At 34.9% G+C, this 24,689-nt stretch carries 28 protein-coding genes; 18 read left to right on the top strand and 10 right to left on the bottom strand.

Annotated elements, in window-relative coordinates; all coding sequences use genetic code 11:
* The first annotated feature begins 63 nt into the window (after window positions 1–63).
* The 15 genes from remB to tsaB all read left to right on the top strand — a co-directional run bounded on the left by remB (window position 64) and on the right by tsaB (window position 14,318).
* Window positions 64–2,154: a gliding motility outer membrane protein RemB gene (remB, locus tag ACFFU9_RS05705; RefSeq protein ID WP_379860430.1), complete on the top strand. Its 2,091-nt coding sequence runs from the start codon at window positions 64–66 to the stop codon at window positions 2,152–2,154.
* A 100-nt stretch (window positions 2,155–2,254) separates the two neighbouring features.
* Entirely contained in the window at window positions 2,255–3,148 is an 894-nt protein-coding gene (cyoE, locus tag ACFFU9_RS05700) for a heme o synthase (RefSeq protein WP_379860429.1), read from the top strand.
* A 2-nt stretch (window positions 3,149–3,150) separates the two neighbouring features.
* Complete coding sequence (locus ACFFU9_RS05695) at window positions 3,151–3,732, top strand: cytochrome c oxidase subunit 3 (protein WP_379860428.1); 582 nt, start codon at window positions 3,151–3,153, stop codon at window positions 3,730–3,732.
* 110 nt (window positions 3,733–3,842) lie between these two features.
* Window positions 3,843–4,823, top strand: coding sequence for a cytochrome c oxidase subunit 3 (locus tag ACFFU9_RS05690; RefSeq protein ID WP_379860427.1), 981 nt, complete (start codon window positions 3,843–3,845; stop codon window positions 4,821–4,823).
* A gap of 54 nt (window positions 4,824–4,877) precedes the next feature.
* Window positions 4,878–5,258: a cytochrome C oxidase subunit IV family protein gene (locus tag ACFFU9_RS05685; protein ID WP_379860426.1), complete on the top strand. Its 381-nt coding sequence runs from the start codon at window positions 4,878–4,880 to the stop codon at window positions 5,256–5,258.
* Between the two features lie 174 nt (window positions 5,259–5,432).
* Window positions 5,433–6,146 carry a hypothetical protein gene (locus ACFFU9_RS05680; protein WP_379860425.1) on the top strand — a complete coding sequence of 238 codons (714 nt, stop codon included), beginning with the start codon at window positions 5,433–5,435 and terminating at the stop codon, window positions 6,144–6,146.
* Window positions 6,147–6,214: 68 nt separating this feature from the next.
* Window positions 6,215–6,961 carry an SCO family protein gene (locus tag ACFFU9_RS05675; RefSeq protein ID WP_379860424.1) on the top strand — a complete coding sequence of 249 codons (747 nt, stop codon included), beginning with the start codon at window positions 6,215–6,217 and terminating at the stop codon, window positions 6,959–6,961.
* Entirely contained in the window at window positions 6,954–7,493 is a 540-nt protein-coding gene (locus tag ACFFU9_RS05670; RefSeq protein WP_379860423.1) for a DUF420 domain-containing protein, read from the top strand. Before ACFFU9_RS05675 ends, ACFFU9_RS05670 begins: the two co-directional genes overlap by 8 nt.
* A 79-nt stretch (window positions 7,494–7,572) precedes the next feature.
* On the top strand, window positions 7,573–7,797 hold the full coding sequence (locus tag ACFFU9_RS05665) for a CAMCR motif-containing small membrane protein (RefSeq protein WP_379860422.1): 225 nt from the start codon (window positions 7,573–7,575) through the stop codon (window positions 7,795–7,797).
* Between the two features lie 104 nt (window positions 7,798–7,901).
* Window positions 7,902–8,603 carry an ABC transporter ATP-binding protein gene (locus ACFFU9_RS05660; RefSeq protein ID WP_379860466.1) on the top strand — a complete coding sequence of 234 codons (702 nt, stop codon included), beginning with the start codon at window positions 7,902–7,904 and terminating at the stop codon, window positions 8,601–8,603.
* Window positions 8,596–9,825, top strand: coding sequence for an ABC transporter permease (locus tag ACFFU9_RS05655; protein WP_379860421.1), 1,230 nt, complete (start codon window positions 8,596–8,598; stop codon window positions 9,823–9,825). The genes ACFFU9_RS05660 and ACFFU9_RS05655 overlap by 8 nt, the downstream gene beginning before the upstream one ends.
* Window position 9,826: 1 nt before the next feature.
* Window positions 9,827–11,071 carry an ABC transporter permease gene (locus tag ACFFU9_RS05650; protein WP_379860420.1) on the top strand — a complete coding sequence of 415 codons (1,245 nt, stop codon included), beginning with the start codon at window positions 9,827–9,829 and terminating at the stop codon, window positions 11,069–11,071.
* Between the two features lie 103 nt (window positions 11,072–11,174).
* Window positions 11,175–12,302, top strand: coding sequence for an efflux RND transporter periplasmic adaptor subunit (locus ACFFU9_RS05645; RefSeq protein ID WP_379860419.1), 1,128 nt, complete (start codon window positions 11,175–11,177; stop codon window positions 12,300–12,302).
* Complete coding sequence (locus tag ACFFU9_RS05640) at window positions 12,277–13,638, top strand: TolC family protein (protein WP_379860418.1); 1,362 nt, start codon at window positions 12,277–12,279, stop codon at window positions 13,636–13,638. The genes ACFFU9_RS05645 and ACFFU9_RS05640 overlap by 26 nt, the downstream gene beginning before the upstream one ends.
* On the top strand, window positions 13,638–14,318 hold the full coding sequence (tsaB, locus tag ACFFU9_RS05635) for a tRNA (adenosine(37)-N6)-threonylcarbamoyltransferase complex dimerization subunit type 1 TsaB (RefSeq protein ID WP_379860417.1): 681 nt from the start codon (window positions 13,638–13,640) through the stop codon (window positions 14,316–14,318). Before ACFFU9_RS05640 ends, tsaB begins: the two co-directional genes overlap by 1 nt.
* A 1-nt stretch (window position 14,319) precedes the next feature.
* Here tsaB and ACFFU9_RS05630 read toward each other — a convergent pair whose 3' ends face one another.
* On the bottom strand, window positions 14,320–15,135 hold the full coding sequence (locus tag ACFFU9_RS05630) for a mechanosensitive ion channel family protein (protein ID WP_379860416.1): 816 nt from the start codon (window positions 15,133–15,135) through the stop codon (window positions 14,320–14,322).
* A gap of 32 nt (window positions 15,136–15,167) precedes the next feature.
* On the opposite strand from ACFFU9_RS05630, the gene ACFFU9_RS05625 reads away from it, so the two are divergent.
* Window positions 15,168–15,428 carry a hypothetical protein gene (locus tag ACFFU9_RS05625; RefSeq protein ID WP_379860415.1) on the top strand — a complete coding sequence of 87 codons (261 nt, stop codon included), beginning with the start codon at window positions 15,168–15,170 and terminating at the stop codon, window positions 15,426–15,428.
* Between the two features lie 53 nt (window positions 15,429–15,481).
* Here the strand turns inward: ACFFU9_RS05625 and ACFFU9_RS05620 are convergent, their stop codons facing one another.
* Both ACFFU9_RS05620 and ACFFU9_RS05615 read right to left on the bottom strand, forming a co-directional pair.
* Entirely contained in the window at window positions 15,482–15,682 is a 201-nt protein-coding gene (locus ACFFU9_RS05620; protein ID WP_379860414.1) for a dodecin family protein, read from the bottom strand.
* A gap of 129 nt (window positions 15,683–15,811) precedes the next feature.
* Entirely contained in the window at window positions 15,812–16,717 is a 906-nt protein-coding gene (locus ACFFU9_RS05615; protein ID WP_379860413.1) for a NifU family protein, read from the bottom strand.
* 177 nt (window positions 16,718–16,894) lie between these two features.
* Between ACFFU9_RS05615 and ACFFU9_RS05610 the strand changes: the two genes are divergently transcribed.
* Both ACFFU9_RS05610 and ACFFU9_RS05605 read left to right on the top strand, forming a co-directional pair.
* Window positions 16,895–17,902 carry a PorP/SprF family type IX secretion system membrane protein gene (locus tag ACFFU9_RS05610; RefSeq protein ID WP_379860412.1) on the top strand — a complete coding sequence of 336 codons (1,008 nt, stop codon included), beginning with the start codon at window positions 16,895–16,897 and terminating at the stop codon, window positions 17,900–17,902.
* A 176-nt stretch (window positions 17,903–18,078) separates the two neighbouring features.
* Window positions 18,079–18,594 carry a gamma carbonic anhydrase family protein gene (locus ACFFU9_RS05605; protein ID WP_379860411.1) on the top strand — a complete coding sequence of 172 codons (516 nt, stop codon included), beginning with the start codon at window positions 18,079–18,081 and terminating at the stop codon, window positions 18,592–18,594.
* A 62-nt stretch (window positions 18,595–18,656) separates the two neighbouring features.
* Here ACFFU9_RS05605 and clpX read toward each other — a convergent pair whose 3' ends face one another.
* The 7 genes from clpX to ACFFU9_RS05570 all read right to left on the bottom strand — a co-directional run bounded on the left by clpX (window position 18,657) and on the right by ACFFU9_RS05570 (window position 24,675).
* Entirely contained in the window at window positions 18,657–19,889 is a 1,233-nt protein-coding gene (clpX, locus tag ACFFU9_RS05600; protein WP_379860410.1) for an ATP-dependent Clp protease ATP-binding subunit ClpX, read from the bottom strand.
* Between the two features lie 76 nt (window positions 19,890–19,965).
* Entirely contained in the window at window positions 19,966–20,640 is a 675-nt protein-coding gene (clpP, locus tag ACFFU9_RS05595) for an ATP-dependent Clp endopeptidase proteolytic subunit ClpP (protein WP_379860409.1), read from the bottom strand.
* A 142-nt stretch (window positions 20,641–20,782) separates the two neighbouring features.
* A complete protein-coding gene (gene tig, locus ACFFU9_RS05590; protein WP_379860408.1) occupies window positions 20,783–22,111 on the bottom strand; it encodes a trigger factor in 1,329 nt (442 codons plus the stop codon).
* 147 nt (window positions 22,112–22,258) lie between these two features.
* A complete protein-coding gene (locus ACFFU9_RS05585; protein ID WP_379860407.1) occupies window positions 22,259–22,606 on the bottom strand; it encodes a phage holin family protein in 348 nt (115 codons plus the stop codon).
* A 27-nt stretch (window positions 22,607–22,633) separates the two neighbouring features.
* Complete coding sequence (locus ACFFU9_RS05580) at window positions 22,634–22,981, bottom strand: energy transducer TonB (protein WP_379860406.1); 348 nt, start codon at window positions 22,979–22,981, stop codon at window positions 22,634–22,636.
* 184 nt (window positions 22,982–23,165) lie between these two features.
* The gene (locus ACFFU9_RS05575; protein ID WP_379860405.1) at window positions 23,166–23,933 is read right to left on the bottom strand and encodes an alpha/beta fold hydrolase; all 768 of its coding nucleotides are present in this window, start codon (window positions 23,931–23,933) and stop codon (window positions 23,166–23,168) included.
* A 28-nt stretch (window positions 23,934–23,961) separates the two neighbouring features.
* On the bottom strand, window positions 23,962–24,675 hold the full coding sequence (locus ACFFU9_RS05570) for a pyridoxine 5'-phosphate synthase (protein WP_379860404.1): 714 nt from the start codon (window positions 24,673–24,675) through the stop codon (window positions 23,962–23,964).
* Window positions 24,676–24,689: the final 14 nt, after the last annotated feature.

The following is a 24,689-nucleotide window of genomic DNA, read 5'->3' as shown; positions in this document are numbered from 1 at the left end:
GTCAAGACCTGACTAAATAAAATATACTATCTTTCGCAAGAAATTTAAATCTACTTTTATCTTATGAAGCAATTCGTTGTATTGCTCCTACTGTTGCTGCATGCAGCAATTTATGCTCAAAATGAGCACTATGAAAAGCCACCTGTTTTTTCAAACTGTGATAGTTTAGATGTACATTCTCTAAAGACTTGTTTTGATAAACAGGTATTCGAGCATGTTTTTAATGGTTTCCAAGTCCCCGATAAAATTAAAGATTCTAACTATAAAGGGGAGGTCATAGTTCTTTTTGAAGTGGATACAAGCGGGGTGTTTAAGGTGATGTATGTAGATGCTATGTATGATGATTTAGAAGCAGAAACCAGAAAAGTGTTTGGTGAGTTTCCAAAAATACAACCTGGTACATATAATGGTCGTCCCGTATTTAAACAATACTCCATAGCTATAAAAATTCCTTTGGAAAATCAAAGCACGCCATCTCGAGAGGTGGACACTTCACCAGCGGTTTCTAAACTGGAACAAGAAGCTAAAGCAGAGTTCGATAAAGTGAATTCTGCTCTACAACCCTTTTCGAATCGTGCTTATTCCAGTCAATTAAACATTCCCTTTGTTCACGGAGATTATTCTAAATTCGATAGAAGTTTAAATCTCATGGGAACAAATAGCCATACCGCTTCAAAACCTTTTTTGTATGAAGAAGTGGCAACGTATTACGATTTCGAAGCAGAAAAAAAAACATTGGATAAATCAAGTGAAACGTGGTTAAGTAGAAAACTATGGAATGAGCATTTAGTACAGTTGGAAGGAAAAGATTATTGGTTTTCTGTAGACCCTATCTTAGATTTGCAATTGGGTTCAGACTCCGAGATTGGAGCTACTTATAATAATACGCGAGGACTGATAATAAATGGCGGCTTAGGTAAAAACTTTAATTTTCACACCTCTGTGTTTGAGAGTCAGGGACGTTTTGCAGATTATGTGAATCGGTATTCTGAAAGCCTGAAAGCCTTTGGTCCAGATCCAGCTATTGTTCCTGGACGTGGTATTGCAAAACGATTTAAAGAAGATGCTTATGATTATCCAGTAGCGGAAGCGTATATGTCTTATGCCCCTGCAAAATTCATCAATGTTCAATTTGGGCATGGCAAAAACTTTATAGGAGACGGTTATCGGTCTTTGTTTTTAAGCGATGTTGCCAGTCCGCATACTTTTTTCAAACTCAACACGAAATTCTGGAAAATAAAATATACCAATACTTGGATGTGGTTAAAAGACGTGAGGCCTGAAGCTACTGAAGACAAGGCGTTTTTAACAAAGTATATAGCGAACCATTACTTAAGCTGGAATGTTTCAAAACGTTTAAATATAGGATTGTTTGAGTCTGTAGTTTGGACGAACAGTAATAATAGAGGATTTGATATTAATTATTTGAACCCTATTGTGTTTTATAGGGCCATTGAATTTGAAAGCGGACAAGGTGCTGGAAATGCACTGCTTGGAGCATCGGCAAAATATAAGTGGCATGACAATATAAACTTGTACAGCCAGTTTATATTGGATGAGTTTTCGCTTAGCGATATCAAAGGAGGTGAAAAGAGCTGGAAGAATAAATTTGGATATCAATTAGGCATTAAATACTTTAATGCTTTTACTGTTGATAACTTAATGCTTCAGGTGGAATACAATAGAATAAGGCCTTATACATACTCTCACAATACTATGGTGCTTAACTATGCGCACAATAATCAATCTATGGCTCATTTATGGGGCGCCAATTTTTCTGAGGCTATCGTTATTGGGCGATACCATTACAAACGTTGGTTCGCAAATGCTAAAGTTATCTTTGGTGTAAGGGGGCTGGATTATAATGATGGAACAGATAATTTTAGTTATGGAGGGGATATATATAGAAATTATAATGATAGACCTTTTGATACCGGTGTTAAAATCGGGCAGGGTATAAAAGCAAAAACCTTTAACGGTAATTTGCAAGCAGGGTACTTGGTAAACTCGGCAACCAATTTAAAAGTTTTTGCAGATATTACTTTTAGAAATTTTGATCCAGAAGCAGAAACGGTTTCTACTTTTAAAAACAATACCGTTTGGTTGAATTTTGGAATTCGAACCGACTTATTTAACTGGTATTTTGATTTTTAACAATAAACACATAAGTTATTTACGTAAAAAGCATTGTTAAAAACGCTTTATTAAAGTATCTTTGCACGCGCATTATAAATGCCTATTATCAACTTTTACATTGAGCGACTCAAAACCTTCTATAGCAACACCTTCCGTGATTTCAGATTTTAAAGAGATCACTAAAATGCGTTTGTCATTAAGTGTCGTCTTTTCCTCTCTTGCTGGTTATTTGTTAGGAGTAGAAACGGTTGATTATAAAACACTTGTTTTATTAGCGTTTGGCGGGTATTTTATGGTGGGCGCTTCCAATGCCTTTAATCAAATTATTGAAAAAGATTTAGATACGTTAATGAGCCGTACTAAAAACAGGCCGATTCCCGCGGGAAGAATGTCTGTTAACGTCGCCTTTGTAATAGCTTCTGTTTTTACCCTGCTTGGGCTTATCATATTATATAGTATTAATAAGCAAACGGCCATGTTTGGGGCAATTTCGATATTTTTGTACACCTGTGTTTATACGCCGCTAAAAACAAAAACGCCATTAGCTGTTTTTGCTGGAGCCATTCCAGGGGCTATTCCTTTTATGTTAGGTTGGGTAGCTGCTACAGATCGGTTTGGGATTGAACCCGGAACCTTATTCGCTTTACAGTTTTTTTGGCAATTCCCCCATTTTTGGGCTATAGGTTGGTTTTTATACGAAGATTATAAGAAAGGTGGTTTTTTTATGTTGCCAACTGGAAAACGAGATAAAGGGACCGCTGTACAAATTATTATGTACAGTATCTGGACTATTCTTACATCTATTATTCCCGTTTTTGGTTTTACAGGGCAATTAGAACTGTCTGTATTAGCGGCAATTATTGTGTTTTTACTGGGCTTGTGGATGCTTTATTATGCTGTTTTATTGTTCAATAAAATGACTGAAAAAGCCGCAAGACAGCTTATGTTGGTGAGCGTTTTATACATCTCACTTGTTCAAATAGTGTATGTTATCGATAAATTTATAAGATAAAAATGGATTTAACACAAGGGACTTTTAAAGAAAAAAATAGCAGAGCGAAAAAGATGATGCTTTGGTTTGGCATTGTGTCATTAATCATGTCCTTTGCAGGGTGGACCAGTGCCTTTGTGGTGAGTAGCTCTAGACCCGATTGGCTAAGTGATTTCCAATTGCCCAATGCTTTTATCGTAAGTACTTTTGTTATTTTGTTAAGCAGCGTAACATTTTTATTAGCAAAAAGAGCTTTAAAAAAGGGTCAGGCCAAACAAACCACAGTGCTGTTATGGGCTACATTGGTTTTAGGAATTGTTTTTATTTATAATCAGTTCTTAGGTTTTCAACAAATTATTGATTTAGGATATAACTTTACCGGGCCAACAAGTAATATAACCATGTCTTATATCTTTTTAATTGCCATGGTGCACATTGTTCATGTTCTTGTGGGGATGGTTTGTTTGTTGGTTGTTATTTATAACCATTTTAAGCAAAAATACCAAGCCGATAATATGCTGGGACTTGAATTGGCTGCTAATTTTTGGCATTTTATTGATGTACTATGGATATATTTGTTTCTATTTTTATACTTTGTGAAGTAAAAACCATGATTAATAGAGGTTTTATCGGTGTTTCTTGAATTTTATATGTGTATATTTCTTTAAATAAATAAAATGATTATTTTTGTCGAACTAAAAAACAACCATTATATATGAGTACTACAGTTGTAAATACTGAAACCGAGGTAAAAACCTGGGGTGGAGGTAATGAGCCTCTAAAAGCTAGTTATGGTAAATTGATGATGTGGTTTTTCATCGTTTCCGATAGCTTAACGTTTACAGGTTTTCTTGCCGCTTATGGTTTTGCTAGATTTAAGTTTAGTGAAACTTGGCCAATCGCTGATGAAGTGTTTACACACGTGCCATTTTTGCACGGTCAAGAACACCCCATGATTTATGTGGCGTTTATGACGTTTGTGCTTATCATGTCTTCTGTAACAATGGTGCTTGCTGTAGATGCAGGACATCATTTGAATAAGGCAAAAGTGACCCTATACATGTTTCTAACAATTATTGGAGGGCTCGTTTTTGTGAGTTCACAAGCATGGGAATGGGCTACTTTTATTAAAGGTGATTATGGCGCGATACAAACAAAAGGGGGTAATATGCTTCAGTTTGTTGATGCAGAAGGAAATCGTGTGGCATTAAAAGATTTTGCAATTGCTGGTACTACAGAAAGAGTACAACAAGATCGTAAAAGCGGTTTGTGGTTTGTAAGTGAAGGTACTTTGCCATCTTATACCCTTGAGGAGGTCATGCATGGATTTGAAACCAATGAAAATCTTTTGGTAAGAACTCAATTCAATAACGCGCAAGGCGAAAAGACAGTGCTTTCTAGAAGCGAGTCTTTACAACAATTAAAAAACAATGGAATACAAGTTGTAGAAGGGGCTAACCTTCATGTAAATGAATATGGTCCACCATTATTTGCCGACTTGTTCTTCTTTATAACAGGGTTTCATGGTTTTCACGTATCTGTGGGTATTATATTAAATATCATCATATTTTTTAATGTTATAGTAGGAACCTATGAGCGAAAAGGAAGTTATGAAATGGTAGAGAAGGTTGGTCTTTACTGGCATTTTGTGGATTTGGTGTGGGTATTTGTATTTACATTCTTTTACCTGGTTTAATAAATTATTAGTATTGTTATCCCAAGAATTATCGGGATCTAAAATAGTATCAAAATGGCAGACACACATAAATTAGAAATTTTTAGAGGCAGTATAAAATTCAAATCAAACATTCAAAAAATTTGGGGGGTTTTAATCTTGCTTTCTATTATCACAGCAGTAGAAGTGGTTTTAGGGATTTATAAACCTGAAATCTTAATGCGATATTTCATAGGCATGAAAATCCTAAATTGGATATTCATCATCTTAACCATTGTAAAGGCTTACTATATTACTTGGGACTTTATGCATGTTAGAGATGAAGTGAAATCGCTAAGACGTATGATCGTTTGGACTGGAGTCTTTTTAATTTCATACTTGGTTTTTATTTTGCTTCAAGAAGGAGGATATGTTTTTGATGTTTTCCAAAATGGCTATATAAAACAAGATTTTTAATACGTATACTAATATTTGTATACGCGTTTTATAGCAAACAGATACAACGCTACAGATTTTTAAACACCGTTTACCCAATTTGGTACAAGTGTTAAATAGACTAATAAAGACGGTTTTTAAGCCGTCTTTATTTATTTTTGCAACTTACTTAAAAATACAGCAATAATCGTTAAAATGGATGTCAAGAAAATAAAACGTTACGTAATTTTAGGGATTTTGTTCTTTCTTCCTGTTACTTTTTTATTGTTGCTGTACCCGGCAACCCATAACTATACACCATTGGACATTGTTAATGAACATGTTTTAGATTTGGAGGCATTTAAATCTACTTCTGAGGCTCCTATAATGCTAAAAGATCATATTACAGTATTGGGTTTTTTTGGTAAAAACCCCATGGACAAAGTCATAGCTGCTTCTAATTTAAAAGAATTGGTCTATGATAAGTTTAAGGGTTTTAAAAAGTTTCAAATTGTTATATTAATGCCTCATGGCACAGAAGAGCAAGTGGAGCAACTTAAGTCTGAAATAGTTACTTATGAAGACGTCCGATTCTGGTCTTTTGTGTATGGAGATAGTCTCGCCATCCATAAAGTATATGAGAGTTTGAAAAGTGATGGCTCTATAGATGAGAATCTTGCTTCAGAACATGTGTTTATTATTGATAAAGATTTGAACCAAAGAGGGCGTATTGATGATAGATCAGACAATGAGTTGGCGAAAAAGAAACCCATATACGGCTTAAGAAGCTACAACTGTATACAAGTGTCCGAAATAAAAAATAAGATGAGTGAAGATATTCGAATCTTATTTACGGAATATAGGCAAAAAAGAAAAGGTGAATTTAATTCTGAATCTCGCAGGGCAGATGATTTGAAAAATGAATATTAATAAAACCCTTCTGTAGTTTTGCAATTAGTCTCATATCAATTTTTTAAATAATTATATTTTATAAAACGATGAACAAAAAAACAAATTACTCCTATATAGGTATTGCTTTTATCATTCTTGTTTTTGGTATTATTTTCGTTCCGAAAATTGTAGATCGAATTTCCAATAAAGATGTTATTAGAAATGAGAGCAGAAGTGATTTTGCTAAAGATAAAAAAACAGATGCTCCTGAGATGGTTTACATAGAGATTAATGGAGAACCAAGAAAAGTGCCTTCTTTCTCTTTTACAAATCAAGATGGAAAAACGATAAGCAATACAGATTATGAAGGTAAAGTATATGTTGTGGAGTTCTTTTTTACAACCTGCCCTACAATTTGTCCTAGAATGAATAAAAATTTGGTGCAGATCCAAGATGAATTTAAGGATTTTGAAAATTTTGGCGTAGCATCATTTACCATCGACCCAGAACATGATACTCCCGAAGTTTTAAAATCTTATGCAGAAAATTACGGTATCACAAATGAGAATTGGCATTTAATGACCGGTGATAAAGACGTAATCTACACATTGGCCAATCAAGGCTTTAATCTTTATACGGCAGAAGAAGCTAATGCAGCTGGTGGTTTTGAGCATTCTGGCAACTTTGCTTTAATAGATAAAAAAGGTTTTATTCGTTCTAGGATGGATAATTATGGAAATCCGATTATTTATTACGGTGGAATTGTATCAGAAACCGAAAAAGAGGATGAAGATGGTGTTAAAGAAGAAATAAGTGCCCTAAAAGTCGATATTAAAACCTTGCTTAATGAATAACTCAAAAGAGATATTGGATCCTAAAAGGTATAATAAATTAATTATTGCGCTATCCATTATAATACCCTTGGTAGTAGCAGCGCTTTTCGGAATAAAGATAGAGCTGGAGTTACCTGTTTTTTTACCTCCTGTATATGCTTCTATAAATGCGTTAACAGCCTTAGTTTTAGTATTGGCTTTTATTGCAATCATGAATAAAAAAATTAATTTGCATCGGCAGTTAATGATTACGGCTATTGCGTTATCTGCTATGTTTTTGGTATTATATGTGCTGTACCACATGACAAGTGATTCTACCAAATTTGGGGGAGAAGGAACACTTAAATATATATATTATTTTATATTGATTACGCATATTATAATGTCTATTGCCGTTATTCCGTTCGTACTGATTACTTTTGTAAGAGGAATTACAAATGATATTGAAAGGCATAAAAAAATAGCGCGAATTACGTTTCCTTTATGGCTTTATGTAACGGTAACCGGTGTGGTGGTTTATATCATGATTTCGCCATACTATGTCTATGCGTAATAGGTGTTAATTGAGGTTGTAATATCTTGGCATTTATGGATAATGCTGGTAATAAGTAGAATCTTTTAAATTGTTTATTTTGAAAAACAAAGTTTTCTTTTTTCTAATCGTCTTTTTCTTTATTTTAGATATTCATGCGCAATGTGCAATGTGTCGAGCTGTATTGGAAAGCCAAGAAGGCCAAGGTACTGCAAAAGGGATTAATGATGGCATCGTTTATTTAATGTCAATCCCATATATTGTACTGGCAGGGTTAGGCTTTAGTATTTATAGAAAATATTTTTACTCGAAAAACAAAGCGTAGATTTTTATAAAATCTCTGTACCATTTTTTTGTAATAAATACCGTTAATTATAGTCATAATATGGTTGCAAATCGCTTAGCTATTTGTAATTTTAAAACATGAATATGTTAGAGATCAATCAACTTCATAAATCTTATCCTATAGGCGACTCTAGTTTGCATGTGCTTAAAGGGATAGATTTAGCTATAGAAAGCGGTGAAATGGTCGCTATTATGGGGTCTTCTGGTTCAGGAAAATCAACTTTGCTCAATATCATAGGCATTTTAGATGAAGCCGATTCTGGTGAATATATACTCGATGGGTTGCCCATTAAAAATCTAACAGAAAAAAAAGCAGCTATTTATAGAAACAAATTTTTGGGATTTATTTTTCAGTCGTTTAACCTTATCAAATATAAAAATGCCCTTGAAAATGTAGCACTGCCTTTATATTACCAAGGAATGAAACGAAAAGAACGCTTAGAGAAAGCCATGTTTCATTTAGAAAAAGTAGGCTTGGCACCCTGGGCGCACCATTTGCCAAAAGAGCTTTCCGGGGGTCAAAACCAAAGGGTTGCCATTGCTAGGGCCTTGGCTGCAAACCCTAAATTATTATTGGCCGATGAGCCTACGGGAGCTTTGGATACAAAAACCTCATATGAAATCATGGCGTTTATCCAGCAATTAAATGATGAAGGGAAAACAATCTTGATGGTTACCCACGAAGAAGATATAGCCAATATGTGTAAGCGTGTTGTGCGTTTGCGTGACGGTGTTATTATGGAAGACACAAAAATAGAACAAGTTAGAGTAAAGCAACATGTTTGATTTAGGGCTCTGGAGAGAGATATTTCAGAGTATAAACATGAATAGAACTAGAAGTCTAATGTCTGGTTTTACAGTTGCTTTTGCTATACTCTTATTTACCATTCTGTTCGGTATTGCCAATGGTTTAAATAACACCTTTTCAGAGACTTTCGGTACCGATGCCACAAACTCTATTGTAATATTTTCGGGAAGTACTAGTAAAGCATATAAAGGTTTACAAGCAGGGCGACGTATCCAATTTAAAAACGAAGATCATGACTTTATTTTAGACGAATTTGGCGACAAAGTCCAATATATAACGTCTAAAGTAAATAGACAGGTTACGGCTTCATTCAAAAATAAAAAGAACAACTATCAACTTCGAGCTGTCCATCCTGAATACATGTTTATTGAAAATAATAAGGTAAAAGAAGGGCGGTATATAAACCAAAATGATATTCATAACAGAGCAAAAGTTGTTGTTATTGGTAAAGTAGTAGAAGACGATTTGTTTTCAAAAACAAATGCTATAGGAAAATATATTAATTTAAGTGGCATTCAATATAAAATAGTTGGGGTTTTTACTGATGATGAAGGCTATAATGAAGAAAACGTTATTTATACGCCCATTTCAACTGCACAACAAATTTATGGTAACAATGATTATGTAGATTTAATGCATTTAACTTATAATCCTAAATTAAGTAACAATCAAGCTGTTTTGTTTGGAAATGACCTTATTAAATCATTAAAAAAGCGGTTTAATGTTGCAGAGAGTGATCAACGTGCCATTCGGATTTGGAATATGGCAGAGGCCTCAAAAAATGTAGAACAATTTAATTTTGCTTTAAATGTTATTATTTTGGTTATTGGTTTTGGTACGTTAATAGCCGGTATTGTAGGGATTAGTAATATTATGATTTTCATTGTAAAAGAACGAACTAAAGAAATTGGTATACGGAAAGCTTTGGGTGCCACTCCCAGTTCTATTGTGTTTATAATTTTAATAGAATCTGTTATCATAACATCTATTGCAGGATATGTGGGCTTGCTTTTGGGTGTAGGTGTTTTAGAGCTTGCCGCGCCAATGCTTGAAACCTATTTTATAAAAGACCCTGGAGTGGGCACAGTTTTGGTTGTTGGTGCCACCATAACATTAATACTTGCAGGAACTATTGCTGGCTATTTTCCGGCCAAAAAAGCATCTCAAATCAAGCCCATTGTGGCTCTAAGAAACGACTAGAATGTTAAGATTTTTATTTGATAGAGATACCTGGCAAGAAGTTTACGATAGCTTTAGTAAAAACAAACTAAGATCTGTATTGACGATGGTAGGCGTCTGGTGGGGCATTTTATTGTTAATTGCACTGTTAGGCTCTGCTAGAGGTCTGGAAAACAATTTTAATCTTTTATTTGGGGATTTTGCAACCAACAGTGTGTTTATTTGGGGACAGAGTACAGGCATGCCTTTTAAAGGTTTTCAGGAAAACAGGCAAGTGCAATTAACACTTGGCGACACTAAAAAAATTGAGGAAAACATTGAGGGTATTGAATTTGTAGTGCCTAGAAGTCAAAACCAAGCCCTAGTGGTGAGAGATTTTCTTTCGGGAAGTTTTAGAGTGGCAGGCGATTATCCCTTACTTGATTTGGTAGATAAAAAACATCTTATGAATGGTCGTTTTATTAACCAGAATGATATCAATAATAAAAAAAAGGTAGCGGTGCTTTCTGAAGAAGTATATAAACAATTGTTTGAAAAAAATGAGGATGCTATTGGGAAATACATCCAAATAAACAATAGTGTTTTTACGGTTATCGGGTTACTAAAACCTTCTAATATTAATTTAGGTCCATCCACAGATATCCATATTCCATTTACCACTTTTCAGCAACTTTATAACCGAGGAAATAAAATTGGATTTATGATGCTTACGGTTAAGCCAGAATATGATATCGTACAAATAGAGCAGGATGTTAAATTATTATTGAAAAACCTGAACAACATCCATCCAGAAGATAATCGTGCCTTGGGTAGTGCGAATGCTGGTAAGGAATTTGCGAAAGTAACAGGGTTTTTAACGGGAATGCAATTTTTAACATGGTTTGTGGGTATAGCCACTCTTATTGCAGGCGTATTTGCCATTGGCAATATTTTATTGATTACTGTTAAAGAGCGAACCAAGGAAATAGGGGTGCGCCGTGCCCTAGGGGCAACACCTTTTGAAATTAAAAGGCAAATAGTAGTGGAAGCCGTTTTTTTAACATTGGTAGCTGGTATATTTGGCATTATTTCTGGAGGATGGATTTTAATTTTAGTCAATAAACTTTTCGGACACGGGGAGGATGCTGCCATTATAAACCCTTCCGTATCTATAGCGATTGTTTTTGTGGCTTTAATTATATTAATAATTTTAGGCACTTTAATAGGGTTGATACCTGCGTTTAGAGCCACAAGTATAAAACCGATAGAAGCGTTAAGGGAAGAATAAATTATTTTTGTAACACATACATGGTACATAAAAAGGTGGTGCAGATTGTTATCGGTACAAAAAGTAAAATAACCTTCTTCGAAAATTAAAAAATAATAAAAAAATGAATAAAACAGTAAAAATTATTTTAGGAATCATTGTTTTAATACTGTTGGTTGTGGTATTGAAATATTTTAAAGATGCCAATTCAAAAGCTATTGAAGACTTTAAGGTGGAAGCGCCATTTTATACCTCCATTAACACAAAAGCGGTAGCAACGGGAAAACTAAATCCGGAAGAAGAAGTGGAATTAAAACCTCAAATATCAGGTATTGTAGATAAAATCTTTGTTGAAGAAGGGGATAGTGTTAAAAAAGGGGACTTAATTGCTACCATACGTGTCGTGCCAAATGAGCAAAGTTTAGTTAGTGCGAAAAGTAGAATCTCATCCACCAAATTATCTTATGATAATGCTAAGATTTTATACGAAAGGAACAAGTCTCTTTTTGATAAAGGGGTAATATCCCAGCAAGATTTTGAAAACAGCGAACTATCTTTCAATCAAGCTAAAGAAACTTTAGCACAATCTCAAAACGATTATCAAATTATTAAACGGGGATCTATTTCTGGCGGTAGTTCTGCAAATACCAATATTATAGCCCAAATTCCAGGTACGATATTAGAAATTCCCGTACGTGAAGGCGACCAAGTGATCCAAAGCAACAATTTTAACGCCGGAACTACTATTGCTACTATTGCAGATATGAGCTTGATGATCTTTGAAGGTAAAGTTGATGAGGCTGATGTTGGTAAGTTAAAGGAAGGAAAACAAATAAAAGTGATTTTAGGAGCGATTAACGATAAAGAGTTTGCTGCACAATTAACCTTTGTGGCGCCAAAAGGAATCGAGGAAAATGGTGCGGTTCAATTTGTAATAAAAGCACATGTTTCTATTGATTCTACAACCAATATTCGAGCGGGCTATAGTGCCAATGCCGAAATTGATATTGAAAGTAAAGACAGTATTTTTGCTATTAGGGAAGCGCTTTTACAATACAATAGAATTACAGAAAAACCTTTTGTTGAAATTTTAGAAGAGGGTGGTGGTTTTAGAAAGGAAAATGTGGCATTAGGATTGTCTGATGGTATTAATGTTGAGATTATAGATGGCATTAAAGAGGGTGATAAAATTAAAGTTTGGAATAAAGCATCAAAAGAAAACGAAGATGAAAAAGGAGGAAGAAACCGTTAATATGAAGGTGTTTAAAAATATAATATCAGTTTGTTTGGTTTTTACTACGGTTTCATCTTTTGCCCAAGATAAAAAATGGACATTAGAAGCGTGTGTAAATTATGCGCTTGAACATAATATTTCTGTAAAACAAGTTGAAAACACATTGCGTATAGACGAACAAGAGATTATTGCTGCAAAAGGACAGTTTTTGCCATCATTAAGTGGGAGCTTTGGGGAGCGTATGAGTATTGGTTCTGGCTTCGACCCTGTTACCAATCAGCGTATTAATAACCAAACCACACACTCGTTTAATTATAACCTAGGGGTCAATCAAACGATATTTAATGGGTTTAGAACTTTAAATCTGTACAAGCAATCGCTTTTAAACCAGGAAATTGATAATTTGGAGTTGGCGAAAATAAAAGATGATATTGCCTTAAATGTAGTAAATGCCTATTTAAATGTGCTTTTTAACAAAGAAAATTTGGAAACGGCGCAAGCCCAATATGAGTTTTCTGAAAAGCAATTAATCCAAGTGAAAGACCTGGTAGATGCTGGGGTGCAGCCAAAAGCAAATATTTTTGATGTTGAGGCTACCTTGAGTAGGGACTCGCAACAGGTTACTATTGCAGAAAATAATTTCAATTTAGCTTTGCTTACCTTGGCACAACTTTTACAAGTAGATTTTAATGGTTTTGCTGTGGCGATTATCGAAGTAGATACACCATCAGAATCTTTAATGTACAAAAACATTACCCCCATTTTAAATTTTGCCTTAGAGCATAGAAATGAAATTAAAGTTGCTGAGAAAACCATTGAAAATGCAGAATTAAATACCGAGATATCTAAATCTGGTTATTATCCATCAGTAAGTTTTGGGTATGGCTTTGGGTCTGTTTGGAGTGAATCTAGAAACGATTTTATCAAACAAGCCTTTTTTAGGGAATTGGATTTATTGAAAGGCCATAATTTGAATTTGAGTGTAAACATTCCTATATTTTCAAGGTTTCAAAATAAAACAGCCGTTGCGAAATCGAAAATAAGAGAAGACAATAGTAAGCTTGGCTTAGAAAAAGCAAGATTGGATTTAGAGTCTAACATACAAAGAGCATATACCGATGCGCAGGCGGCACTAAAGGCTTTTGAAGCGGCAAAAAAATCGTTAACATCCCAAGAATTAGCTTTTAATAACTCTAAAGAGCGCTATGATATTGGTGTTATGAATACTTTTGAACTAGAACAGGCTCGTATTCAACTTATCAATGCGGAGTCTTCTTTAATAAATGCCAAATATGATTTTGTTTTTAAAACAAAAGTATTGGATTTTTACATGGGCAAACCCTTAACTAACTAATGAGTATATTTATCCTTAACATAGAAACAGCAACCACTAATTGCTCTGTATCCCTTTCAAAAGATGGTGAAACCATAGTTTTAAAAGAAGATAACGCTAAAAACTATTCGCATGCAGAAAAACTTCATGTTTATATCGATGAGGTTTTAAAAGCGAGCCTTATAAAAGCTAGTGATTTAAGCGCTATTGCGGTAAGTAAAGGGCCAGGGTCTTATACGGGGTTGCGTATAGGAGTTTCGGCCGCTAAAGGGCTTTGTTTTGCGCTTGATAAACCCTTGATTGCTATTTCGACGCTAGAAGCCTTAGCGCATCAGGTAGCGTGTTGCGATGGTGTTATTGTAGCCTTACTTGATGCTAGGCGCATGGAGGTTTATTCCGCTGTATTTGATGCTAACTATAGCCCAATAAGGGGCACAGAAGCACAAGTGTTAGATTCCCACTCTTTTTCTGAATATTTAGAAAGAGGGCCTGTATATTTTATAGGAGACGGTGTTGAGAAAACGAAAATCCTGATACAGCATCCTAATGCTATATTTTTAGAGGGTAAATTACCTTCTGCTAATGAAATGGGGGTGTTGGCACAGAGTAAATATAAAATAAGCGACATCGAAGATGTCGCTTATTTTGAGCCTTATTATTTAAAGGATTTTGTAGCTTTAAAGCCTAAACCTAAATTGTAATTTAGCCTTGTTTATGGATTTCAACTTGATGTGGATAAGGAATATCAATACCGGCGGCATCTAGTGCTTCTTTGGTTTGTTCCATAATATCAAATTTTACAGTCCAATAGTCTTCTTTTTTTACCCAAACACGGGTAAAGAAATTGATAGAACTATCGGCAAGCTCTGACACATTTACAGCGGTTGCCGGGTCTTTTAGAACTAATGGGTGTGAGTTAATAACATTAAAAATAACGTCTTTGGTTTTCTTAATATCGGAATCGTAACCAACACCGAATGTGAAATCTACACGGCGTGTGTCTTGTGTGCTATAATTGGTAATATTCCCATTTGAAAGGGCGCCATTTGGTATAATAACTTCTTTGTTATCAGGTGTGGTTAATTTTGTTGTAAAAATCTCAATTTCTTTTACAGTACCACTTTCTCCTTGGGCCTCTATATAATCGCCAATTTTAATCGGTTTAAATATCATAATCAAAACACCACCCGCAAAATTCCCTAGCGATCCTTGAAGAGCCATGCCTATAGCCAGACCAACAGCAGCTAGCATAGCGGCAAAAGAGGTGGTTTCAACTCCTACAGTACCTAAAACAACAATAACTAAAATGATTTTTAAGGTCCATCTTATTAAGTTCAACAAAAATTTTTGAAGGCTAATATCGTAATCGCCTTTAGCCATGATTTTGTTTACTGCTTTTAGTAATTTGCCAATAATCCAAGAACCAATAATCCAAATGACAATGGCCCCAATGATTTTTAGTCCATATTGTATAGCTAAATCAATCCATTTTTGTGTTTCAAAATTTTCTAAATCCATAAATTATTAAAGTTAAAAGTGTTTTATTTAAAATGAACAGTAAAAATAAGATTTTTTTATGGCTCACAAAAATCTTAAACGTAGTAAGGCGTCGCTTGGCAAAGAGTAAGATTGTAATTTTAGAATTGTGTTGTGCTTACCGTGCTTATGAAGCGTTTTTTTTTACAATAGTAATGAGTGAAAAGTCTAACATTCTGGTTTTGAATGATTTTATTGGCCTTATTGGTGCACGGAAATCTTATTTTGCAAATAGCGCGCAAGATGGACATGACCATCACCAAAGGTTTGTGTAAAATAAAAGCGCTTCATAAAGAAACGCTTTTATAGGCTTATTTTAATATGCCGTTTAATCTACTTCAAAAGTGATTTTTACATTTACTCTAAACTCCGTAACCTCATTGTTTTTAACAATAGCGCTTTGTTCTTTTACGTAAACGGAACGAATGTTTTTTACACTTTTGGCAGCATGTCTTACTGCATTTTTTGTGGCTTCTTCCCAACCTTTTTCAGAGCTTGATAATACTTCAATAACTTTTAATACGGCCATAATTTTTTGTCTTTTAAGATTAATAAATCAATCAATTGTAATCGAAATGGATCATAAAGTACAAAACTTTCGTATAAATAAAAAATAAAGATTTGATATATAGTTACTTAGCTTGAGTTGTTAAGCGTTTTAGCCATTAATAGCTTCTACTGTTTTTACTTTATCACCTAACATTTCTTTTAGCATATTTTCAATACCGCTTTTTAAGGTATATGTAGAAGAGGGACAGCCACTGCAAGCCCCCTGCAGCATAACGCTTACATTTCTCGTCTCGGGGTCATAGGATATAAACTGTATGTTACCACCATCACTAGCTACGGCGGGTTTTACATACTCTTCAAGAATATTGATAATTTCTTTAGAAGTGTCGTCAAGCGATTCATAATGATTATCTAATTGACCAGAAGATTTGTTTAAAGTCTCCGCAGCATGAGGTGAAACAATTTCTTTACCGTCTTCAATGTAATGCTTTATAAATTCACGTAGTTCTAAAGTAATGTCATTCCATTCGGCCATATCATATTTTGTTATGGAAACATAGTTTTCATCAAAAAAGACACTTTTTACGAAAGGAAAATGAAATAATGCTGTAGCCAAGGGCGAAAGTTTGGCCTCATCAATAGATGTAAACTCAAATAAACTGGTTACTAATTTTTTATTAGCAACAAATTTTATAACAGCAGGATTTGGAGTGCTTTCGGCATAAATGGTAACAGGAACTTTCTTTTGTGAAATGGCAGATTCTTCTATAACCGTACCACCTTCATTGAGATAAGATTCGATTTGTTCCGCTAATTCATTTTGAACGTCTGCCCATTCTACAATATTATAGCGTTCTACTGCTACAAAATTTCCAGAGATATATATTTTTTTAACAAAAGGCAAATAAAACAATTGTTGAGCCAAAGGAGATGCTTTCGCCTCGTCAATATTGTTAAATTCATAACTTTGATGCTTTACTATAAACTCGTTTAATTCAAATTTAACGATAGCTTTATTGGACGTTTCTTGTATTGAAACCTTGAAAGTGTTCATTTTAACTATTTTTCACAAAAATACTAAAAGAAAGCTTGAGTTATCCATATATTTGGTTTTAGTTGTCCCTGAAAATTAAAAGGAGCGTGCCTATCTGTTTTATCCTTATTTGGATATGAGATTTTTTAGGAATTAAGGCGTTTATGTGATACTGAAATCTTTTTTGAAGTTAAACGTATGAATTTAAAATACATATTAAACCTAATTATAGGCATTCTTTTTAGCTTAGGTGTAAGTTCTCAAGAAGGCTTGCCTATATACACAGATTATTTAACGGATAATTATTACTTGATACATCCTTCTATGGCAGGTGTAGCCAATTGCTCGAAAGTGAGATTAACAGCAAGACAGCAATGGTTTGGACATGAAAACGCCCCTAAGCTCGTTACTTTAAGTATAAATGGTAGAGTGGGAGATTCGCAATCGGGTATTGGGGGTATTGTTTATGCAGATAAGAATGGGTACCACTCTCAAAAAGGCGCATATGCTACTTATGCGCATCATGTGATGTTTTCTAGAAGTGAAGTAGATTTAAACATGTTGTCGTTTGGGTTAAGTGCCGGATTTATCCAATATCAGTTGGATGAAACCACATTTCCTTTAGATGGATATGACCCTAGTATTTCTGGAACCATAGAAAGTGCTACAAACTTTAATGTGGACTTTGGTTTTTCATACCATTTTTTAGAATATTACGCACATGGTACGGTTAAGAATCTTCTGAAAAACTCAGGAATTAATAACGATATACAGATTACCAGTAATTTAAGGCGATATTTGCTTTCTGTTGGTGGTGTTTTTGGGGCTTTGGGCAGTGATTTTAGTTATGAGCCTTCTATCTTGTTTCAATATAAGGATGGCACAAAAGAAGCTTCTTTGGATATAAATGCCAAAGTATATAAGCGCATGGCCTTTGGGAATGTTTGGGGAGGGCTATCGTATAGAACCAGTTTGGATGGTGCCGAATATAGAAATATAAGTGACAACAGCATCAATAGTCAAAAATTACAGCTTATTACACCTATTTTAGGCATGGATTATAATAATTTCATGGTGGCTTACAATTACTCTTATCAATCTAATGCTATGCGGTTTTCCAGTGGTGGCTTTCATCAGATAACGCTGGGGTACAATTTTGGTTGTCGAAAAGTACGTTACGATTGTAGGTGCCCTGCCGTAAATTAAAGCTTAGTGCAGAACGAGTTGTAGATTCTTTTAGCATCGTATTATTTTTTTATTTATAAATAAAGCAGGTCTATATCAACCCTTTTTAATGTTATAAGATAGTATCTATATAAATTACAATCCAAAAGAAGATTCTGAGAAGGAATAAAGAGACTTCTTTTTTAATAAAATAAAATATGCCAGTTATTAAAACCGTAAATGGAAAATCGCCCCAAATACCAGAGGGCTGTTATATTGCCGAAAACGCCACTATTTTAGGAGATGTGATAATGGGGGAACAGTGTAGTGTGTGGTTTAGCGCAGTAGTTCGTGGAGATGTGAATTATATAAAAATGGGCAATAAGGTAAATGTGCAGGATGGGGCTGTTATTCATGGCACCTATCAGAAGTCGCCAACCCATATAGGGAACAACGTTTCTATTGGCCATAATGCTTTAGTGCACGGGTGCACGATACGTGATAATGTGTTGGTTGGTATGGGAGCTATTGTGATGGATGGTTGTGTTATAGAAAGCAATAGTATTATAGCCGCTGGCGCTGTAGTGACCCAAAACACAAAAGTAACATCTGGAAGTATATATGCCGGTGTTCCAGCAAAAAAAGTAAAAGATGTTAGTGAAGAGCTTATTTCTGGTGAAATAAACCGTATCGCTAATAACTATATAAAATACTCTAGTTGGTATAAAGAATAAAAAAATCCTGTTCTACAATATGTGGAACAGGATTTTTATTTGTTTTTTACTGTAAAAGGTTTTTAAGAAACGGCTTTTAATTTCTTTAAAGTTGTTTTCGTTAATTTATCTTCAGCATACAGTTTTGTCACGTTTAGTTTTTTCTCATCAGTAGAAGGTAATTCAAACATGGCGTCTGTTAAAATCTCTTCACATAAAGAGCGTAAACCTCTAGCCCCAAGCTTATATTCTATAGCTTTTCCAACGATAAAATCTAATGCGCCATCTGTAATGGTGAAATCTATATTGTCCATGCTAAACAGTTTCTTGTACTGCTTAATGATAGCATTTTTGGGCTGGGTCAAGATGGCTCTTAATGTTTCGGCATCTAAAGGATCCATATGGGTCAGTACAGGTAAACGTCCAATAATTTCAGGAATCAAGCCAAAGTCTTTTAAATCTTTAGGAATGATATACTGTAGTAAATTGTCTTTGTCCACAATGTTTTCCGAAACTGAAGCGCTATAACCAACCGCTTGCATGTTTAACCGCTTTGATATTACACGGTCGATACCATCAAAGGCACCGCCAGCAATAAATAAAATATTTTCGGTATTTACTTCAATAAATTTTTGATCTGGATGTTTTCGCCCCCCTTTTGGTGGAACATTCACCACAGTACCTTCTAGTAGTTTTAATAAACCCTGTTGCACGCCTTCTCCAGAAACGTCACGTGTTATGGAAGGGTTATCGCTTTTACGGGCTATTTTATCAATTTCATCAATAAAAACAATGCCTTTTTCTGCTTTCTCTAAATTATAATCAGCAGCTTGTAGTAAACGTGTTAAAATGCTTTCCACATCTTCCCCAACATAACCTGCCTCAGTTAAAACGGTAGCGTCTACAATAGCTAAAGGTACGTTCAGCATTTTTGCAATGGTTTTTGCGACTAAGGTTTTACCGGTTCCGGTTTGGCCCACCATGATAATATTGCTCTTTTGGATTTCAATATCATCTTTAGTAACGGGTTGAAGTAAACGTTTATAATGATTATATACGGCCACAGACATTACTTTTTTGGTCATGGTTTGACCAATAATATATTCGTCTAAGAAATCCTTTATCTTTTGGGGTTTGCGAAGTTTTAATTCTGCAGACAGGTCGCTACTATCGGTTTGCTTGGATTCTTCAATAACAATACCGTGTGCTTGCTCAATACATCTGTCACATATATGCGCATCTAATCCTGCTATTAACAAGTTTGTTTCTGGTTTTTTCCTTCCACAAAACGAGCATTCTAATTCTTCTTTTGCCATTAATCTATTAAGTTTAGTATAGGGCGACATGTTTATAATAGCCCTAAAACAAGTTATAAAGTTACGATTTTTTTATTTAATTACGTGCCAAAATCTCGTCGATCATGCCATACTCTTTAGCTTTATCGGCTTTCATCCAATAATCTCGATCACTGTCTTCGTATACTTTGTCGTAATCCTGCCCCGAATGTTTACTAATAATTTTATAAAGTTCTTCTTTTAAGGTCAAGATTTCACGTGCGGTAATTTCTATATCACTGGCTTGGCCTTGTGCGCCTCCTAGTGGTTGATGAATCATAACTCTTGAATGCGTTAAGCCACTACGTTTTCCTTTGGCTCCTGCGCAAAGTAGAACAGCTCCCATAGATGCGGCCATACCAGTACATATGGTGGCAACATCTGGTTTTATAAACTGCATGGTGTCATAAATGCCTAAACCGGCATATACGCTACCGCCTGGGGAGTTAATGTATATTTGGATGTCTTTTGCAGCATCAGTACTTTCCAAAAACAATAATTGTGCTTGGATGATGTTCGCCACTTGGTCATTGATAGCTGTGCCCATAAAGATAATGCGGTCCATCATCAACCTAGAGAACACGTCCATTGCTACGGCATTCATTTGGCGCTCCTCTATAATATTGGGTGTTAAATTGGTAGGGTACATGCTGCTCATAATTTTATTATAATATGTGCTGCTGATACCTTGGTCTTTTATTGCGAATTTCTCAAATTCCTTTGCGTAATCCATAAATTGTATTTTATTATAAATTTTGATTAAAGATTGACCTCTATCAAGATGTGTTAAAAGCTCTTTGTTAAGGTTCGTTTTTGAATGAAAAGGCGCTTAAACCAATAGATTTAAGCGCCTAAATATAAGCAATTATCTTTACTTACTTATCGCCATAAACTTCTTTAACAAAGTTTTCGTAAGTCACTTCTTTTACTTTAAGATTAGCCTTCTCTTTGTATAAGGCAATTAGTTTTTGACTAACCAATTGCTCTGAAATACGGCGTGCTTCTTCTTGATTTGATAATATACGTGCGGCAATATCGTCTAATTCTTTATCAGAAGGGTTTAATTGTCCAAACTGTGCCATTTGCTCCTTGATCATTTCTCTAGCGTGATTTCTAATATCGTCCATACTTACCTGTATGTTATTATTAGTAATCAATTTACCTTCGATTAATTGGTAGCGCAGGCTTTTTTCAGATTTTTCGTACTCTTCTCTCGCTTGCGTAGCATCCATTTCTTTTTCACCTGCGGTTTGCATCCATTTGGTAAGGAATTGCGCAGGTAAATCAAACTTAGTGTTATCCACTAAAAATTCGGTTACGTCATTTAAAAGCTTTTGTTCGGCTTGCTGAACAAATTGTTTTTCTGCATCTTCTTTTATCTTTTCCTTAAGCTCTGTAGCCGATTTTACTGTGCCTTCTCCAAATAATTTGTCAAATAGGTCTTGATCTAAGTCTGCAAGTTCACGTTTGTTAATTTCAGAAATTGTAAACGTTACCTCTATATCCAAGCCATGGATAGCATCATGATCTAGTTTTAGGGCGTGCATCAATTCATGGTCGTCATTATAAAGACCTTTGGTTTGCAACGTGATGCTATCTCCGCGTTTTGAACCAATAAATTTCTTTTCAGTCTCACTGTCCTTAAACTTGTCAAGAGTTAAAGTTACTGTATTTTCAATGTCCTGAGCTTCATTTTTGTAAACACCGGTAATTTCGCTGTCCTTTTCAACCGTATCTTGAGATACTAATTTTCCGTATTGTTTTTGTATACGCTCAATTTGTTCGTCAATCATTTTATCGTCGGCAACAATATGGTATTGTACAATTGGGGTTTTGCTTTCTAGTTCTACCTCAAATTCTGGTGCCAAGCCCAATTCAAATTCAAAAGAGAAATTATCGGCGTCCCAATTGATGTCATCTTGAGGTCTTGGTAAGGGTTGCCCTAAAACATCTAGCTTTTCTTCTGTTAAATATTTGTTTAGTGATTCTTGTAGCAATTTGTTTACCTCGTCAACCAATACGGCTTTGCCATATTGTTTTTTCACCATGCCCATTGGTACATGTCCTTTTCTAAATCCAGGGATGTTAGCTGTTTTACGGTAATCTGTTAAAATTTTCTCTACACTATCGCTATAGTCTTCTTTCGCGATATCTACTTTTAATACAGCATTTAATGCATCAATGTTTTCTCTTGTAATATTCATTTTAAAATGATATAAAGCCTTAAATCAGGCATTTGACAATAAAGGTTGTTTTAAAAACCTAAAATTTATGTGACTAAAATTGGGATGCAAAATTAATATATTTTTATATCCTAGCAAAGTTTTTAATCGCTTGATTTTAAGCTGTTCTTATTCTTCTTTTAAAAGAGAATGGAGTATCGATTGCAGAAAGGATAACAAGATACTGAATAGTATGGCTGTCCAAATACTGCTTACAGAAAAGCCGTCAATTAACTTGTCTGCCAATAATATCATAAGCGCATTGATTATTAAAAGGAATAAGCCCAAAGTTACCACGGTAATGGGCAGTGTTAAAATAACCAGTACGGGCTTTAACAGTACGTTTAATAGGCCTAAAACAATGGCTACGATAATGGCAGTTGTAAACGCATTGCCTGATAACGTGACGCCTGGTAAAAAATAGGCTAAAATAAAAACGGCTAAAGCAGTTAGTAAAAGTCTAATAATAAGGTTCATATTATATGTTTTTAAGTTTAATAATCTCTAATAGATGGAATGATATACTTGTCTGTAATTTTTTTTTACCACGCTAAAAATTATGGGTATTGAGTACGGTACGGTCACGGGCTTTCCTTTTTGTATGCTTGGTTCCATTTTTGGTAATAAATTTATAATGTTTAGCATTTCTTTTTCCAAAACGGGATGCGGTGCTCTTGCTTTTATATCAATAACATTGCCGTTTTTATCAATTTTAAAAATAACATAAATTTTTTGTTTTCCAATTAAGTCTAGTGATGTTGCAATTTGGCTGTTGAAATTTAAATTTACAAATTCCGATACACCTATTGATAAACAGGCTATTCTTGCCGTGTTTTTCCTGCAGTTTCGCATCCCGGATAAATGGGAGCAGCTTCAATAATATTTAGTGGTGCGTTGCTAGTGGCTTTGCTCGTTACATTTTGAGAAAACTTTAAAAAAAATAAAACAAAAACGATAACAACATAGGGGTTTCGTAAAGAACTCCGTATTGAAGCTACAGCGAAAACATGAAATTTCTTTATATTGAAAAACGAGGTTATGGTTTTAGAAACGCTATCACAGCCTTAAAAAAATCTGTCGGGTTTTCTGCATGCAACCAATGTCCTGCGTTTTTTATGGTAACAACACTGGCTTTAGGGAAATGCTGTGTTATCAAGGTCTTATCCTGTTCTTGGATGTAATCTGATTTGTCGCCGTGTAAAAACAACGTGTCTTTATCGAATTTCGCATCCTCGGGTAAGGCTTTGCCTATTTCTGAAACATTTTCGACTAATACTTCCAGATTCATTCTAAAAGCCAATTCGCCTTTTTGTTTCCAATACAGGTTTTTTAAAAGAAATTGCCGGGTTCCAAAATCTTTAATATAATGTTGGAGCTGTTTGTCGGCTTCACCTCGGCTTTTTATCTTATCAAAATCGATGGTCTGTAAGCCTTCTAGGATGGTTTGGTGGTGCTCTGGATAAAACCGGGGCGAAATATCGGCAACGATTAGTTTTGAAACCATCTCCGGATAAAGTGTAGCGAATAGCATGGCTGTTTTACCGCCCATGGAATGTCCTAATAACACAATGTCATCCAGTTGATAATGGTCGCAATAGTGCTTTAGGTCTTCAGCCAATACCTTATAATTAAAAGTGTTGTCCCAAAAACTTTGGCCATGGTTGCGTTGGTCTATTAAATGGGTTTGAAAATTTAATAGGCTAAATTCGGTGCCCATTGTTTTCCAGTTATCGCTTGTTCCTAAAAAACCATGAAGGATTATAAAAGGTTTGCCTTCTCCTAAAATATTTGAATGTAGTACCATTTTTGATATATTATTTATGACTGCTGCATTATTTTAATTTGTTCAAATACATTTGAATAACATTTTCAACCCCTAGATACAGGCTTTCAGAAATAAGCGCGTGCCCAATAGAAACCTCCAATAGGTAGGGGGTGTTTTGTTTGAAAAACTGAATGTTATCCAAAGCTAAATCATGACCGGCATTGAGGCCCAAGCCTAAGTTGTGAGCAAGTTCTGCCGATGCTGTAAAAGGTTTTATAGCGTTTTCGTTGCCTAAACTGTATTCGTGTGCAAAGCTTTCTGTGTACAGTTCTATTCGATCTGTTCCCGTAAGTTTGGCGCCCTCAATTTGTTTTAAATCGGGATCTACAAAAATAGATGTCCTAATATTGTTTTGTTGAAACTCTTTAACTACATCGATTAAAAAATCTTTATGCTTGATTGTGTCCCATCCAGCGTTGCTTGTTATGGCGTCTTCAGCGTCTGGCACTAAGGTTACCTGTGTAGGCTTTACGCTTAACACTAAATCTATAAACGATTTTACAGGGTTGCCTTCAATATTATATTCGGTATAGACCACCGATTTTAAATCGCGCGCATCTTGATACCGGATATGGCGTTCATCAGGTCTGGGGTGAATGGTAATGCCTTCTGCGCCAAATCGTTGAGCGTCTTTGGCGAATTGTATTACATTGGGCATATCACCACCTCTAGAATTTCGTAAAGTGGCTATCTTATTAATGTTTACACTTAACTTTGTCATGATTTCAAATTTAA

It is taken from the genome of Mariniflexile ostreae, assembly GCF_042427585.1.
GTDB classification, from domain to species: Bacteria; Bacteroidota; Bacteroidia; order Flavobacteriales; family Flavobacteriaceae; genus Pseudalgibacter; species Pseudalgibacter ostreae.
This window is presented reverse-complemented; position numbering and strand designations above follow the sequence as displayed.

Bases quoted from the DNA above. Each gene is read 5' to 3' on its own strand.
- ACFFU9_RS05630 (WP_379860416.1), bottom strand. From the start codon at position 15,135: ATGGATTTAGAAAATTTTGAAACACAAAAATGGATTGATTTAGCTATA.
- ACFFU9_RS05675 (WP_379860424.1), top strand. From the start codon at position 6,215: ATGAACAAAAAAACAAATTACTCCTATATAGGTATTGCTTTTATCATT.
- ACFFU9_RS05655 (WP_379860421.1), top strand. From the start codon at position 8,596: ATGTTTGATTTAGGGCTCTGGAGAGAGATATTTCAGAGTATAAACATG.
- ACFFU9_RS05660 (WP_379860466.1), top strand. From the start codon at position 7,902: ATGTTAGAGATCAATCAACTTCATAAATCTTATCCTATAGGCGACTCT.
- ACFFU9_RS05585 (WP_379860407.1), bottom strand. From the start codon at position 22,606: ATGAACCTTATTATTAGACTTTTACTAACTGCTTTAGCCGTTTTTATT.
- clpP (WP_379860409.1), bottom strand. From the start codon at position 20,640: ATGGATTACGCAAAGGAATTTGAGAAATTCGCAATAAAAGACCAAGGT.
- ACFFU9_RS05615 (WP_379860413.1), bottom strand. From the start codon at position 16,717: ATGAACACTTTCAAGGTTTCAATACAAGAAACGTCCAATAAAGCTATC.
- ACFFU9_RS05640 (WP_379860418.1), top strand. From the start codon at position 12,277: ATGAAAAAGGAGGAAGAAACCGTTAATATGAAGGTGTTTAAAAATATA.
- ACFFU9_RS05625 (WP_379860415.1), top strand. From the start codon at position 15,168: ATGAACAGTAAAAATAAGATTTTTTTATGGCTCACAAAAATCTTAAAC.
- ACFFU9_RS05575 (WP_379860405.1), bottom strand. From the start codon at position 23,933: ATGGTACTACATTCAAATATTTTAGGAGAAGGCAAACCTTTTATAATC.
- ACFFU9_RS05690 (WP_379860427.1), top strand. From the start codon at position 3,843: ATGAGTACTACAGTTGTAAATACTGAAACCGAGGTAAAAACCTGGGGT.
- ACFFU9_RS05570 (WP_379860404.1), bottom strand. From the start codon at position 24,675: ATGACAAAGTTAAGTGTAAACATTAATAAGATAGCCACTTTACGAAAT.
- ACFFU9_RS05605 (WP_379860411.1), top strand. From the start codon at position 18,079: ATGCCAGTTATTAAAACCGTAAATGGAAAATCGCCCCAAATACCAGAG.
- ACFFU9_RS05685 (WP_379860426.1), top strand. From the start codon at position 4,878: ATGGCAGACACACATAAATTAGAAATTTTTAGAGGCAGTATAAAATTC.
- ACFFU9_RS05650 (WP_379860420.1), top strand. From the start codon at position 9,827: ATGTTAAGATTTTTATTTGATAGAGATACCTGGCAAGAAGTTTACGAT.
- ACFFU9_RS05610 (WP_379860412.1), top strand. From the start codon at position 16,895: ATGAATTTAAAATACATATTAAACCTAATTATAGGCATTCTTTTTAGC.
- ACFFU9_RS05580 (WP_379860406.1), bottom strand. From the start codon at position 22,981: ATGCGAAACTGCAGGAAAAACACGGCAAGAATAGCCTGTTTATCAATA.
- remB (WP_379860430.1), top strand. From the start codon at position 64: ATGAAGCAATTCGTTGTATTGCTCCTACTGTTGCTGCATGCAGCAATT.
- ACFFU9_RS05670 (WP_379860423.1), top strand. From the start codon at position 6,954: ATGAATAACTCAAAAGAGATATTGGATCCTAAAAGGTATAATAAATTA.
- ACFFU9_RS05645 (WP_379860419.1), top strand. From the start codon at position 11,175: ATGAATAAAACAGTAAAAATTATTTTAGGAATCATTGTTTTAATACTG.
- ACFFU9_RS05620 (WP_379860414.1), bottom strand. From the start codon at position 15,682: ATGGCCGTATTAAAAGTTATTGAAGTATTATCAAGCTCTGAAAAAGGT.
- ACFFU9_RS05695 (WP_379860428.1), top strand. From the start codon at position 3,151: ATGGATTTAACACAAGGGACTTTTAAAGAAAAAAATAGCAGAGCGAAA.
- ACFFU9_RS05680 (WP_379860425.1), top strand. From the start codon at position 5,433: ATGGATGTCAAGAAAATAAAACGTTACGTAATTTTAGGGATTTTGTTC.
- clpX (WP_379860410.1), bottom strand. From the start codon at position 19,889: ATGGCAAAAGAAGAATTAGAATGCTCGTTTTGTGGAAGGAAAAAACCA.
- tig (WP_379860408.1), bottom strand. From the start codon at position 22,111: ATGAATATTACAAGAGAAAACATTGATGCATTAAATGCTGTATTAAAA.
- tsaB (WP_379860417.1), top strand. From the start codon at position 13,638: ATGAGTATATTTATCCTTAACATAGAAACAGCAACCACTAATTGCTCT.